The sequence below is a fragment of the Psychrobacter sp. MES7-P7E genome, from assembly GCF_002863645.1.
GTDB lineage: Bacteria > Pseudomonadota > Gammaproteobacteria > Pseudomonadales > Moraxellaceae > Psychrobacter.
In genome coordinates this window covers 1-12,904 of record NZ_PJBU01000008.1, presented here as the reverse complement: position 1 = coordinate 12,904, position 12,904 = coordinate 1, and the positions used below count along the sequence as shown (strand labels likewise).

Annotated in this window: 13 protein-coding genes and 1 pseudogene; 11 read left to right on the top strand and 3 right to left on the bottom strand. The window is 42.5% G+C overall.

Annotated features, from left to right (window positions below):
• Positions 1-220 precede the first annotated feature (220 nt).
• Positions 221-943 carry a CHAP domain-containing protein gene (locus CXF62_RS00690; protein ID WP_102092544.1) on the top strand — a complete coding sequence of 241 codons (723 nt, stop codon included), beginning with the start codon at positions 221-223 and terminating at the stop codon, positions 941-943.
• Positions 944-1,090: 147 nt separating this feature from the next.
• Here the strand turns inward: CXF62_RS00690 and cadR are convergent, their stop codons facing one another.
• The gene (gene cadR, locus CXF62_RS00685) at positions 1,091-1,501 is read right to left on the bottom strand and encodes a Cd(II)/Pb(II)-responsive transcriptional regulator (RefSeq protein WP_007394845.1); all 411 of its coding nucleotides are present in this window, start codon (positions 1,499-1,501) and stop codon (positions 1,091-1,093) included.
• A 142-nt stretch (positions 1,502-1,643) separates the two neighbouring features.
• Here cadR and CXF62_RS00680 point away from each other — a divergent pair, with 142 nt between their 5' ends.
• The 6 genes from CXF62_RS00680 (at position 1,644) to lspA (ending at position 9,353) form a co-directional block, all read left to right on the top strand.
• On the top strand, positions 1,644-3,860 hold the full coding sequence (locus tag CXF62_RS00680; protein ID WP_011513680.1) for a heavy metal translocating P-type ATPase: 2,217 nt from the start codon (positions 1,644-1,646) through the stop codon (positions 3,858-3,860).
• 121 nt (positions 3,861-3,981) lie between these two features.
• Positions 3,982-6,036 (top strand): heme lyase CcmF/NrfE family subunit, encoded by a 2,055-nt coding sequence (locus CXF62_RS00675; RefSeq protein ID WP_102092543.1) that lies wholly within the window; start codon positions 3,982-3,984, stop codon positions 6,034-6,036.
• Positions 6,029-6,679 carry a DsbE family thiol:disulfide interchange protein gene (locus CXF62_RS00670; protein WP_102092542.1) on the top strand — a complete coding sequence of 217 codons (651 nt, stop codon included), beginning with the start codon at positions 6,029-6,031 and terminating at the stop codon, positions 6,677-6,679. The genes CXF62_RS00675 and CXF62_RS00670 overlap by 8 nt, the downstream gene beginning before the upstream one ends.
• Positions 6,676-7,227 carry a cytochrome c-type biogenesis protein gene (locus CXF62_RS00665; RefSeq protein WP_102092541.1) on the top strand — a complete coding sequence of 184 codons (552 nt, stop codon included), beginning with the start codon at positions 6,676-6,678 and terminating at the stop codon, positions 7,225-7,227. The genes CXF62_RS00670 and CXF62_RS00665 overlap by 4 nt, the downstream gene beginning before the upstream one ends.
• Positions 7,224-8,504 carry a c-type cytochrome biogenesis protein CcmI gene (ccmI, locus tag CXF62_RS00660; RefSeq protein ID WP_102092540.1) on the top strand — a complete coding sequence of 427 codons (1,281 nt, stop codon included), beginning with the start codon at positions 7,224-7,226 and terminating at the stop codon, positions 8,502-8,504. Before CXF62_RS00665 ends, ccmI begins: the two co-directional genes overlap by 4 nt.
• Before the next feature lie 141 nt (positions 8,505-8,645).
• Positions 8,646-9,353: a signal peptidase II gene (gene lspA, locus CXF62_RS00655; RefSeq protein ID WP_075107731.1), complete on the top strand. Its 708-nt coding sequence runs from the start codon at positions 8,646-8,648 to the stop codon at positions 9,351-9,353.
• A 510-nt stretch (positions 9,354-9,863) separates the two neighbouring features.
• Here lspA and CXF62_RS00645 read toward each other — a convergent pair.
• Positions 9,864-9,938: pseudogene (locus tag CXF62_RS00645) on the bottom strand (IS1 family transposase); the annotation flags it as partial.
• Positions 9,939-10,014: 76 nt separating this feature from the next.
• Here CXF62_RS00645 and CXF62_RS00640 point away from each other — a divergent pair.
• A complete protein-coding gene (locus tag CXF62_RS00640; RefSeq protein ID WP_102091635.1) occupies positions 10,015-10,851 on the top strand; it encodes a cation efflux transmembrane domain-containing protein in 837 nt (278 codons plus the stop codon).
• A gap of 99 nt (positions 10,852-10,950) precedes the next feature.
• Positions 10,951-11,076: a hypothetical protein gene (locus CXF62_RS14890; RefSeq protein ID WP_256713876.1), complete on the top strand. Its 126-nt coding sequence runs from the start codon at positions 10,951-10,953 to the stop codon at positions 11,074-11,076.
• 40 nt (positions 11,077-11,116) lie between these two features.
• On the opposite strand, the gene CXF62_RS00635 is transcribed toward CXF62_RS14890, so the two are convergent.
• Positions 11,117-11,767, bottom strand: a complete 651-nt coding sequence (locus CXF62_RS00635; RefSeq protein WP_102092539.1) for an IS1595-like element ISPssp3 family transposase — start codon at positions 11,765-11,767, stop codon at positions 11,117-11,119.
• 47 nt (positions 11,768-11,814) lie between these two features.
• Here CXF62_RS00635 and CXF62_RS14975 point away from each other — a divergent pair, with 47 nt between their 5' ends.
• Positions 11,815-12,000: a restriction endonuclease gene (locus tag CXF62_RS14975; protein WP_227674991.1), complete on the top strand. Its 186-nt coding sequence runs from the start codon at positions 11,815-11,817 to the stop codon at positions 11,998-12,000.
• 110 nt (positions 12,001-12,110) lie between these two features.
• The coding region (gene drt3a / locus CXF62_RS00630) for an antiviral reverse transcriptase Drt3a (protein WP_197707680.1) at positions 12,111-12,904 on the top strand (794 nt) is incomplete at its 3' end.

Genomic DNA, 12,904 nt, shown 5'->3' with positions numbered 1-12,904 from the left:
TATGCTAAAGTCGGCTTTGTGTTTTGGCCAGCAGCTTGATTTGCAAAAGCTTCGTAAGACTTCAATGATGCTGTGATCGCCAATAATCATTTTTTATATGAATAATATGCAGCAGAAGTATCAGTCACTATGACGTATATATACTTGAGTTGTTGAAATTTAATTGACTGCGCTGTTGTTGATAACAGACCATTTTGAATTAACCGTAGGTATTAGATTTATGAAACAGGCTTTATTGATTTTGTCAGTACTGGGTATGGGCATAGCACAAACGAGTGGTGCTGCTATCACAATCTCTCAAACAAATAATACCATCACCAATACTTCTGTGGCATCAAACTACGGTTCATCAAAAAACATCTATAGCACTAGCAGTGGTGCTTATGTTTCTAGTAATGACGAAATCAGTCAAGCTATTAGCAACCTAAGTGCGCAGGCTAAGCAAAAAGAGAGTCGGCTTTCATCATTAAACAGCCGCTTATACGCTGAAAAACAACAGCAGCAAGTCAATACAGTTCCTGATAGCAATTCAGCCCCCGCTATCGCTGCTGCTCGTGCTTCACGAGTGGCTCTATCTGGTAGCTCTGGATACTGTGCCCGTTACGTACGTAAAGCACTACAATCAGCAGGTTATGAGTTCACCCCCAATCCTTCAGCCTATCAGTACGCTACTCGTGGCACACTTGAGAAAGCAGGTTTCAGCAAAATCAGCAATGATATGCCAACCCAAGTAGGTGATGTTATTGTCTATGATCGCTCATCAAAGCGTCCACATGGCCATATTCAAATTTTCGATGGTACAAATTGGATTTCTGATTTCCGTCAGAACAGCATCAGCCCATACAGTGGTGTCTATGCTTATACGACATGGCGCGATTCAAAATACGTGGATGACGCATCCGCATCAGATCGTAATATCTACCTTGCTATGAATGATAAATAAGACTTTCTAAGTCAGCACAACATAGTTGTTATTTCCTCCAACCCAGTAGTGATCTTAATATCATTGCTGGGTTTTTTTGTGCTTAACATCAGGGCGTATTTAACCTTTCATGATTTGATCCGTCAGAAATGAACACTACTGATATCATTACTCATGACAGGAGTTATCGACAAGCGCGTTTAAAATGCCACATGATGACGCTGGTGCACTACTTGCACATTTCTGGCGCAAAACGGTCAAGTGATGCTTTAAGTGCATCAGTTCTTCCATTCGTATTTCCACAGCATGAATGTGCTCATCTAGCAAGTTATTCACATCGCCGCAGTCCTTGTCAGGCGACTCCCAGTATTCAAGTAAGATTCGCACATCATCTAAAGCCATATCGAGCGTACGGCAATGTAGGATAAATTGTAGACGCTCAATGTGCTCTTCATTATATAAACGATAATTCCCTTCGCTACGAAAAGGCTCGGGTAATAAACGCTCTTTTTCATAATAGCGAATGGTTTCTACTGTGGCACCTGTGCGTTTAGCGAGCTCACCAATTTTGATTGTCATAACAACCTCTATGATTTAAATAATTAAAGTGGCTGTAAAGACTAGCGCTAGAGAAATTAAAATTACGAAACTGTAGATAAATAACCTTGACTCTAAAGCCACTATAGGGTTCATAATATCATTATTCAAAGGGTAAATTATTATGAAATATCATATTGAAGGTATGGACTGTGCCAGTTGCATCGGCAAGATTGAAACAGCTTTGAAACGTATGCCTGGGGTTTCTGATGTTGAGCTAAATTTTGCTACAGAAACGCTAGAGCTAAGCTTGGCCCCTGATGCGCCGACTCAGGCTAGTGATATTGAAAAAACCATCAAAAGCCTAGGGTTCGGTATATCTGCCAATACTGGTCAACAAACTGTATCGGCTATTGATATTGACAGCGACAATCAGATGGCTCCGCAGGATAAGCGGTGGTGGCAAACTCAAAAAGGCAAACAGGTTGTTGGTCTCGGTATTTTGATGGGCAGCGCTTATGCACTGTCACTACTGTTCCCCGCTTATGGGATATGGGTGTTTGCCATCGCTGTGATTGTAGGCGTTTTTCCATTTGCACGCAAAGCCTTAGCACTGGCTAAAACAGGTTCATTCTTTTCAATTGAAACGCTGATGTCCGTCGCCGTGCTTGGCGCACTTATCATTGGTGAAGCTGAAGAGGCCGCAGCGGTTGTCTTTTTGTTCTCAATCGGTGAACTGTTTGAGAGTATCGCTGCTGATCGCGCTCGCGCTGGCATCAGAGCCTTATCATCGCTGGTTCCGAAAAGTGCAATTTTACTTGATGCTCAAGGTGGGCAGCGTAACGTTCCAGCGACTTCACTACAAGTGAATGACCTTGTGCTGGTGCGTCCTGGAGATAGGGTATCTGCTGATGGTTCCATTGTTCAAGGTGCGTCCAGCCTTGATGATTCGCCCGTGACGGGAGAGTCTGTTCCTGTTGCCAAGACGATGGGTGACAATGTATTTGCAGGGTCAATTAACATCGATGGTGTGCTCCAAGTGCGCGTAGAAAAGACAGCCGCCGATAACACTATTTCGCGCATTATTGATTTGGTAGAGCAAGCGCAAGCTTCCAAAGCACCCACTGCCCGTTTTATTGAGAAATTCAGTCGTTACTATACACCGGCTGTGATGGCTATTGCCGCCCTAATTATCATCGTCCCACCGTTAACCATGGGCGGAGATTGGTCAACTTGGTTATATCGAGGTCTAGCCTTATTATTGATCGCTTGTCCTTGTGCTCTTGTGCTCTCAACACCAGCTGCTATCGCCTCTGGTCTAGCGGTCGGTGCGCGCCGCGGCTTGCTGATCAAGGGCGGTAGTGCTTTAGAAACCATCGGCCAAGTGAAGACAGTCGCTTTTGACAAGACAGGCACTTTAACTGAAGGCAAACCACGCGTGACCGATGTTGTTGACATTACACAAGAGTATTCAAGTGTTCAAGGTCAGGATTCTCAGGATCAGGGTTCTCAAGGTAAAGATAAGGTATTGGCGCTCTTTGCCAGTGTGGAGACAGGTTCTAGTCACCCGCTTGCTGAAGCTATTGTCAGTCATGCCAAAGCCGCCAAAGTTGTCATACCTGTGGCTTCTAAAGCTTCTGCTACTGCGGGTAAAGCGGTACACGCAACTATCGCTGGGCGCGCGCTAGCTATCGGTTCGCCTGTTTATGCCGCAGATGAGGCATCAATTTCAGCCGAGCAACAGGCACAAATCGAGGCGCTGCAAAATGAGGGCAAGACCGTCTCTGTTCTTTTCGATGAGCAAAGTCGAGAAGTGCTTGGATTGGTCGCACTAAGAGACGAGTTACGAGACGACGCTCATGAAGGTGTGGCTCAACTTAAAGCGATGGGTGTGCGCTCCGTCATGCTAACAGGCGACAACCGCTTAACCGCTCAAGCACTTGCCAGTAATTTAGACGTGGAATGGGAAGCTGAGCTGTTGCCTGAGGACAAACTGCGCTTGCTTAACGAGATGAAGAATAACAGCAAAATAGCGATGGTGGGTGATGGTATTAACGATGCGCCAGCACTAGCAACCGCTGATGTTGGCATCGCGATGGGTGGTGGTACCGATGTGGCCATTGAGACGGCCGATATCGCATTATTAAAAAGTCGTGTTACAGACATGGCCCATCTGATTGCACTTTCGCGTGCCACCATGCGCAACATTCATCAGAACGTCATTTTCGCTTTAGGTCTCAAAGGCGTCTTTCTGATCACGACCGTATTCGGCATTACTGGACTATGGATTGCGGTTCTAGCTGATGCTGGAGCAACAGTGCTCGTTACTCTCAATGCGTTACGTTTACTGCGCTTTAAAGGCGCGCCTCCACTGGTAACTCCGCCTAAAGTAGTTAAATAAAACCCTTCGAAATCAATTAAAAACTAGAGATAGCAGCAGATTTCGGGGGTGGGTTCTAATAATAAAAATTCCACCGCTACAGTAAACTGCAACCGCATTAGAGTAAATAAGGTTAGACCGTATGTTGATTACAGAATTGGGCTATTTTGCCTTGCTTACCGCTTTTGTATTGGCGTTATTGCAGGTAATTCTGCCAACTATTGGTGTTATTCGTAACCAAGTTGCTTGGCAACGACTAGCCCCTAGCTTAGCTTGGGCACAGTTTGCCGCCATGATAACGTCATTTGGCGCTTTGATAGCAGGTTTTTATTATAATGATTTTAGCCTCAGTTACGTCGCGCAGCATTCCAATACGCTGTTGCCTTGGTACTATAAGTTATCGGCGACATGGGGCGGACACGAGGGCTCTTTGCTGCTATGGATGACCATCATGGCCACATGGTGTGCACTGGTATCATACTTTAGTCGCGGCTTGCCGTTATCAATGCGTGCGCGGGTATTAGTTATTTTGGCCGGTGTACAGTTAATGATGCTAACGATGCTGATATTTACCTCGTCACCGTTTGAGCGTACCTTACCCAATCTAGCGGTCGATGGCGCTGATTTAAATCCTGTCCTACAAGATTTCGGTCTGATTATTCATCCGCCCATGTTATATATGGGCTATGTGGGTATGGTAGTACCTTTTGCATTTTGTATGGCGGCATTGTGGGAAGGGCGTTTAGATGCTGCTTGGACACGCTGGTCACGTCCATGGGCGCTCGCGGCTTGGGGATTTTTGACCATTGGTATTGCACTGGGCTCGTGGTGGGCCTACTACGAGCTTGGCTGGGGCGGTTGGTGGTTTTGGGATCCGGTAGAGAATGCCTCGTTTATGCCTTGGCTTGTCGGCTTAGCATTGCTGCATTCATTAGCAGTCACTGAAAAGCGCGGGGTGTTTAAAGCATGGACCATCATGCTGGCTATTTTCGCCTTTGCCTTAAGCTTGCTTGGCACGTTCCTGGTACGCTCTGGAGTCCTTACCTCAGTGCATTCGTTTGCCGCTGATCCGACGCGTGGTTTGGTTATCTTAGCTATTCTTGGCATTATCATCGGTAGTGGTCTATTAATGTTTGCCGTTCGAGGTTGGCGTTTAACCGTTGAAAGTCAATATCAGCTGATTTCACGTGAGTCCTTTTTAGTGATCAACAACGCCATCATTTTGATTGCAACCTTAGTGGTATTGCTTGGTACCCTCTATCCTATCATTGCCGACGCCTTTAGCTTGGGTCAGGTATCGGTAGGTCCTCCGTACTTTAATGCGCTATTTGTGCCTTTAACATGGCTATTGCTGGTTGCCATGGGTATGGGCTCCAATATCCGCTGGAAACAAGATAAGCGTCCATTGTTAGGCGTTGGTATGGTCATTGCGGCGAGCAGTCTAGTATTAGCTGCAGTCATCACTTACTTTGTCAGTCCATCTGCCATGCTTAATATTGGTGTAACACTAGCAGTAAGTTTTTGGGTACTGTTCTGGATGGTGGTTGATTTCAAAGACAAAACCAAAAATGCACCAAGCTTTTTGCAAGGCTTAAATAAGCTGCGTTTAAGCTACTGGGGTCAGCAAACGGCACATATTGGTGTGATTGTAGCGGTCATCGGTGTTGCCTTTACCAGTACCTTGAGTATCGAGCGCGATGTGGCATTGAGTGTTGGCGATACAGTCAATGTTCAAGGTTACGATTTTGAAGTAACTGAATTTTTTGAAATAAAGGGTAGTAACTTTGATGCAACGCAAGCGCAAGTGGTGGTATCCAAAGACGGTCGTGAAGTGGCGAAACTGACTCCAGAAAAGCGTACTTATATTATCAGCACGATGCCAACAACTGAAGCTGCTATTGACCCCAGTCTTATGCGCGATGTTTATGTCGCACTGGGCGAACCTATTGCCGATGGTAGTAACCAATGGGCATTAAGGATTTATGTAAAACCATTAATTCGTTGGATATGGCTCGGCGCTATTATTATGGCATTGGGTGGTCTGCTGAGTATGCTTGATAGGCGCTATCGTCTCAAAACATCCAAGACCCCTGCACAAATTGCAGCGAGTAAGTCAGGCTTTACGACGGTTACTGATTTAGATGTTAAAAGCACTACTAATAACACGACACTAATAGGGGAGAAGCAAAATGACTAAGTCTAATCATTTTTCCGAGCAACCCCCTGAAACAAAAGGTAATCGAACAATGAAAAAAAGCCAATTTAGAATATGGTTTTTGATCCCGCTGATCATCTTTGCTGCTGTTATGGTTATGCTTTATTTTCGTTTGGGGCAGCCGACTGAAATCGTAACCAATACCGCGCTTGAACGCCCAGTACCAGCGTTTGAGCTGCCATTGTTGTCCGATACCAGTCGGATCATGACCAATGACAACTTACCTGATGAGCCCTTTTTGATGAATATTTGGGGCTCTTGGTGCCCAACTTGCGTTATTGAGCATCCTTTTTTAATGCAATTAGAAGAGCGCGGAGTCAATTTGGTTGGTGTTAATTACAAAGATGACATCGGTGATGCGCTAGGATATTTAAATCGTGGCGGCGACCCATTCTCCATGTCTATTCAAGATTTATCTGGTCAATTTGCCTTGGACTTAGGGTTGACGGGTGCGCCTGAGACTTTCACTGTCGATGGTGAAGGCGTTATTCGCCAGCACATTGTTGGTGAGATTAACGAGAGTAACTGGCAAGATCGTATTGAGCCTTGCTTAACGGTACTCAATGATGCCAATGATAATAACGTCAGTCCAGATGCGATTCAGGTTGAAGAGGTGTGCAAATGATAGCCCGTTCAATAAAGGCCGTTACGATAAAAGTAGCGAGCTTAATACTTGCCTGTCTCCTAAGTGTGACCAGCTATGCGGCGATAGAGGTATATGATTTTGACTCTGCACAACAAGAAGCCCAATATCGAGGGCTAATCGAAGAGCTGCGTTGCCCGAAATGTCAAAACCAAAACTTGGCCGGCTCTGATGCGCCGATCGCTCAAGATTTAAAGCAAAAAACCTACGATATGGTAAAAGACGGTCGTAGTGATGGTGAGATTCGCGCTTATATGCAAGAGCGCTACGGCGATTTTATCAGCTACAAGCCGCCTGTACGTCCATCGACATGGATTTTATGGTTTTTTCCGCCATTGCTACTGATCGTATTATTGATAGGGTGGTTTTGGCAAAGTAAACGCCGCCAAGTTGTCGCCCGTGGCCAAAACGGCGTTACAGTGAACAGTACTGCTGCCTTGACCTCTGCGGAAAAGGCTGAGCTTGATCGTCTATTATCGCAAGCTGAGAATGTCGACCACGATATTACTAGCATAGAGGACAAAAAATGACTCTATTTTCTACTTTTGGCTTATTTGTAGCTCTAAGCTTGCTGATTGCTCTTATATTTGCGCTAATTGCTATTATGCCATGGCTACGAGCACCGCGTTTGCAGTCCAAACCAATAGATAATCAACTGCTAGATATTAATGTTGCAGTATTTCGCGAGCGTCTGGCAGAGCTAAAAACAGACAAAGACAGTGGCACCATCGATGATGCTCACTACCAAAACCAAAAGCTTGAGCTTGAGCGGCAACTATTGGATGCCCAGCGTGAAGTCACGCCGATGGTCACCCCTGGTATCAAAAGCCGCTTGATCCTCATGGTTTGGGTGCCTGTATTGGCTGCGCTGGCGTATCTGATGGTGGGTGACCGAACGCCTGTGTTTGATCTGTGGACGGCCGAAGACAAGGTCGGAAAAGTCGCTGATGACTTGTTGACTGGCAAAATCGATCAGCCACCTGTATGGGCAATCGAAAACGGCCAGCAGCTTATCAGCGCGATGCAGACCAATGTCTATCGTCATGCTGATGACCCCAATCGCTGGATGCGTTTATCTGAGCTGTTTTTGTCATTAGAAGCGACAGACTCGGCGCTAGAGGCATTGTCACGTGCTTATCGCTTATCGCCTGATAACGAGGAGATTGCGACGACCTATGCACAGATCAGCTTCTTTGCCAATAAAGGCCAACTAGACGCCACCAGTCGCCGCGTCTTGCAGGACGTGCTGGCCAAAAACCCACGCCACGAAGGCGCGCAAATGCTGATGGCCATGGGCGAGGCGCGTAGTAATAACTTTGAGGAGGCACAAGGCTGGATTAAACGTCTGCGAAGTAGTATCGCGGCCAAACCAGGTGATCATACTAAAGCTTTAGCAAGCTTAGATGAGTTAAGCAACTACGTTAGCACGCAAGAAAAGCAAGCGCTAGAAGGTATTGACGTGACAGTGAAAATTAACGCTAATTTATTACCGTTAGTGAAAGCTGATGATGTGTTGTTTGTAGCGATACGTGATGTGAAAGGGGGCCCTCCGTTTGCCGCCAAACGTTTACCCATTAGTATTATCAAGCAAGGTGAGGCTAGTATCCGCTTAAGCAATCTTGATGCGATGATGCCAGATCGCACGTTAAATTCAGCTCGTAGTGACAAAACTCAGTTAGCAGTCGTTGCTCGTATTAGTCATAGCGGTAATGCCATAGCAGAATCAGGCGACTTATCGGGTAATCCTATAATGATTAGCGTTGAACAGACTCAGGTTAATGTTGAAATCAATCAACAGATTCCCTAATAAAAAATTATTACCGTAAGTTTCATAATACCAGAGCGGTAAGTGGAGCCGTTTATGAAAGTGGCGCGATTAATAATCGTATACCAAAAACATATACGTTTAACATTGTTCATTGTATAAACATAGATAAAGGAAACAACTATGACTGAATCTACCGACAGATTAGATAGTACTAAATTGAATAGCGTTGAATCGGCTAGTACTAATATTGCTGACAAGAAGGTACCTATAGCTGTGAGTAGTACTCATCAATCGATTGACTCTAAAACCATAAATCATACGCCTAAAGCTATGTACGTGACTTCAGGCAACTCAATAACACCTAAAGATAAGTTGGACAAAATGCCAAAAATGGTTGCCAATGGCAGTCGCGCTTTTATCTGGTATTTGTTGGCGATAATGGTATTAATACTTGATCAATGGACTAAGTGGTTGGCCCAAACCACATTAGCGTTCAATGACCCCGTACCGGTCATTGAACCATTTCTCAACTGGACACTCGCTTATAACTATGGGGCAGCATTTAGCTTTTTAGCCAACGCTGGCGGTTGGCAGAAATGGTTTTTCTCAGGCTTAGCTTTTGTAATGGCTATCTTTTTAACGGTTTATTTAATCAAAGCGCCACGTGCAGCCAAGCTATTATCTATGGGGTTGGCCTTAATGCTTGGTGGTGCGATTGGCAACTTAATCGATCGTTTAAGAATTGGTAAAGTGGTTGACTTTATCCATGTGCATTATGCTGATGTCTGGAATTATCCTCTTTTCAATGTTGCAGATATAGGTGTCTGTGTCGGTGTCGCATTGATTATAATTGACATGATATTTTTAGAAAGTAAGCGTAATAAATAAGCACATTGATGCCGATTATCACAAACAAAATGAACTAGCGTCGTATTCACTCTATACGGAAAAATACTTTTTATACTTGAGTATGTTTATAAAATGTGAACTGGAAGGTAATGTATGACTGGTATAGGTACTCACTCATTTTAGGTCTTAAAACTCAATACTTAAAAGCTCTGCGTAGAGCCATTATTATAGAGACATTGAATAATCCATAAATTCTTTATTGATAATAACAAAAGGAAAATACAGTGTCACAGACTCAGCCAACTATTGAAAAAATTCACAGCCTTAGAAAAAAACAAGAGACAGCGTTAAAAAGTCTTACCCTTATATAGTCGATACACTCTAAAAATGTCATAGCACTACTGGGATGAATTTTGCGCAGCCTCTGGGAACGCAGCACGCAAGTAAAATTTATACCAGTAGCGCGTTTAAATCCATAACATTTTTACATTCAGCTGACTATAGACTATTAATTGATTAAGAGACCTGTTTTGATAGTGCCCTTGGGGTATGGCTTTTGAAACCATTTTTCTTTATATTGTTACTTAGACAGGCTGGGCATTTGATGTATAGTGTCATTTGCATTTCACTATTTATCAATTTCTCAGCCTGTTTTTTTTCAGCCTACTTTTTGAACCACTACCCGGATATAAATGTAACTATGAATAAAACAACTTTTAAAATATCGAAGATGGACTGCCCTTCGGAGGAAAACCTAATCCGAATGAAATTAGAGGGCCACTCGAATATTGAACATCTTGAGTTCGACATTCCTAACCGTCAATTAACTGTGTTTCATCATGACAATATAGAAGGGATAGAGACTGCTATTCATGACCTAAAATTAGGAGACACCCTACTCTCGACCGAAACCATTGACCCCTCTGATCCCAACAATAATTTTAAAATTGATGCTGACTCTAGTCACAAAAAAGATGCTGAGCAAAGAAAGCTACTATGGATAGTGCTGGTCATTAACTTTGCTTTCTTTATTATTGAAATGAGCACGGGACTGATTTCTCGTTCGATGGGGTTGGTCGCCGACAGCTTAGATATGTTAGCAGATAGCTTCGTGTACGGAATTAGCTTATTTGCGGTCGGTGGAACGGTCATTAAGAAAAAACGGATTGCTAGAATTGCCGGATATTTTCAAATTACGCTAGCGATTCTTGGTTTTTTAGAAGTACTAAGACGTTTCTTTGGCAATGAGCAGTTACCTGACTTTTCTACCATGATAGTCATATCGATTCTTGCGCTAATTGCAAACTTGATTTGCCTCTATTTACTACAAAAATCGAAAAGCAAAGAAGGAGAAGAAGCCCATATGCAAGCCAGTATGATTTTCACTTCAAACGATGTGATTATCAATTTAGGGGTAATTGTTGCAGGGATTTTGGTTAATTGGTTACACTCTAGTACGCCTGATTTGATTATTGGTAGCATCGTATTTGCTTTAGTTATTCAGGGCGCCTTTAGAATATTGAAGTTGAGTAAGTAGCCAAGCCTAATAACTGAAGCAAATAGCTCAAGTAAGTAGCTTAATTAAACCGCTAAGTGTAAAGTAACTGGGTTTGAAGCAAATAAACATCATAAGGATATGAGACCTCAAGCAATGATTGAACAAACTTTAAATCTAGTCACCACCAAAGACCATCAGCAAGTTGCCGTTTGGCGAATAATAGATGATGAAGTCTTTGATAAGAATCTGGTGGTGGTCAACTAATTTAGGACACTAATAAAATTCAAGGGGCTGTCCTAGATAATTAGCTCAAACCCTGTTTAACCCATTGTTTTAATTGTAGTAATTGCGACTTTGGGTCACTGTGATTAAAACGCCACTCACATTCCTTTAAATAGAGGTGAAAATGTTCTTTTGGAACTCCGTTAAACTTACGTAGATGCCGTTTAGCTTGGTTCCAAAAGTTCTCTATACCATTAATGGGATTCTTGTCATTAACAAAGGTTTTGGAGTGGTTGATACGATAATGAGTAAACTCACTGACATCTAATGCGTTATAGCTTTTAAATGAGTCAGTATAAACAATGCTATCAGGCTTCACTTTTTCTCTTATAATGGGGATCAAAGTATCTGCTTTAGCATTGGGTATAATACAAGCGTAGACCTTGCCATTACGCTTTAATAGACCAAACACGGGCACTTTGCTACCAGCACCTCGCCCTCGCTTGCCTTTACGAGTTCCACCAAAGTATGATTCGTCTACTTCGATTTCGCCTTCAAATAGACCAGGGTCTTGACTATTCTCGTAAATAAGCAGTCTTAGCCTATGAAAGTAATAACTGGCTGTCGTTTTATTAATACCAATTAGGCTTGCTGCTGTTCTCGCGGTAGAACCGGCAACAAATAACTCGATGAGTCTGCTTTGTTTATACCAACTTAGTTTACTCTTTCTCATAGTGCTATCCTAAATAATTTTACTTATCTAGGACAGCCCCAAATTTAATTATTGAGACCAAAGATACCAGCTCATCTGATAATCTCAGAGCAGAGGAAAGCCGTAAGATTAAGCATGCTGAGCGGTTGTTTAATCAAATGGAATCAGATGGACTTAGTGTCAGCTTTAGCACACAGTTTCAGGATGATTTGGTAAAGGATATTATTAAGAAGGCATTAGAACATAATAGCTAAGTAACTATGCGATTGATTTTATTCATTGCATACACGTATATAGACTTTAAAAAATTATTTCTCTTCAAAAAAAATCTTTAATAACTGACATACACATTTGAGTAATAAACATGGAATATCAAACGTTTAGCACCTATAGATTAAACAAGGTTATTCGTAAAAGCGATTTCCAGAAGGTATCTGTGGAATATCACAATGCATACCGAAAAAAATTACTAAAAGACGCAACTGAAAGCGTTAGAGGAAACTTCTCAGATGTTACCAACCCTTTATCATCTTTCAAATTAGATGGAAATCAAGTATATAAAATAGATAAACATCATCACCGACTAATAGAAAGAAAGTTAACATCGAATCTTAATAGCATTAGCGGAAAGAAAGCGCCTAATCGGGCGAATATAATTGAAAATTTAAAGTTATTATTAATGGAGGATGTGCCATATAGGATTTATAGGTGGGATATCACAAAGTTTTTTGAGTCTTTTGATAATGAAGAAGTAGAAAGTTTCATAAATCAAATTCCTAATTTAAGCCCTCAAAGTAAAAGATTGCTTGGTTCTATCTTGGCAAAACATAAAGCTTTAGGTGGTACTGGTTCTCCCCGAGGCTTATCATTAAGCTCCATTCTTACAGAATTAATGATGTGTGAATTTGATAGTAAAATCTCTGCTCACCCTGATACATTCTTTTATGCGAGATATGTAGACGATATCATAATTATTACTTCAGCTAATGAAAGTAACCAAAGATTTAAGCATTCAGCTGAAATTATTTTACCTAAAGGCCTAAAATTTAACGAATTGAAATCTAAAGAGTCTCCAATTATTGGTAAGAGCCCTACAGCTAGAAAGCAAACTGATAAATTTGTATATAGTTTCGAATACTTAGGATATAAAATTAGTAT

What these genes read in the sequence shown, in the direction of transcription:
- CXF62_RS00690 (WP_102092544.1), top strand. Translation starts at nt 221, where the DNA reads ATGAAACAGGCTTTATTGATTTTGTCAGTACTGGGTATGGGCATAGCA.
- cadR (WP_007394845.1), bottom strand. Translation starts at nt 1,501, where the DNA reads ATGACAATCAAAATTGGTGAGCTCGCTAAACGCACAGGTGCCACAGTA.
- CXF62_RS00680 (WP_011513680.1), top strand. Translation starts at nt 1,644, where the DNA reads ATGAAATATCATATTGAAGGTATGGACTGTGCCAGTTGCATCGGCAAG.
- CXF62_RS00675 (WP_102092543.1), top strand. Translation starts at nt 3,982, where the DNA reads ATGTTGATTACAGAATTGGGCTATTTTGCCTTGCTTACCGCTTTTGTA.
- CXF62_RS00670 (WP_102092542.1), top strand. Translation starts at nt 6,029, where the DNA reads ATGACTAAGTCTAATCATTTTTCCGAGCAACCCCCTGAAACAAAAGGT.
- CXF62_RS00665 (WP_102092541.1), top strand. Translation starts at nt 6,676, where the DNA reads ATGATAGCCCGTTCAATAAAGGCCGTTACGATAAAAGTAGCGAGCTTA.
- ccmI (WP_102092540.1), top strand. Translation starts at nt 7,224, where the DNA reads ATGACTCTATTTTCTACTTTTGGCTTATTTGTAGCTCTAAGCTTGCTG.
- lspA (WP_075107731.1), top strand. Translation starts at nt 8,646, where the DNA reads ATGACTGAATCTACCGACAGATTAGATAGTACTAAATTGAATAGCGTT.
- CXF62_RS00640 (WP_102091635.1), top strand. Translation starts at nt 10,015, where the DNA reads ATGAATAAAACAACTTTTAAAATATCGAAGATGGACTGCCCTTCGGAG.
- CXF62_RS14890 (WP_256713876.1), top strand. Translation starts at nt 10,951, where the DNA reads ATGAGACCTCAAGCAATGATTGAACAAACTTTAAATCTAGTCACCACC.
- CXF62_RS00635 (WP_102092539.1), bottom strand. Translation starts at nt 11,767, where the DNA reads ATGAGAAAGAGTAAACTAAGTTGGTATAAACAAAGCAGACTCATCGAG.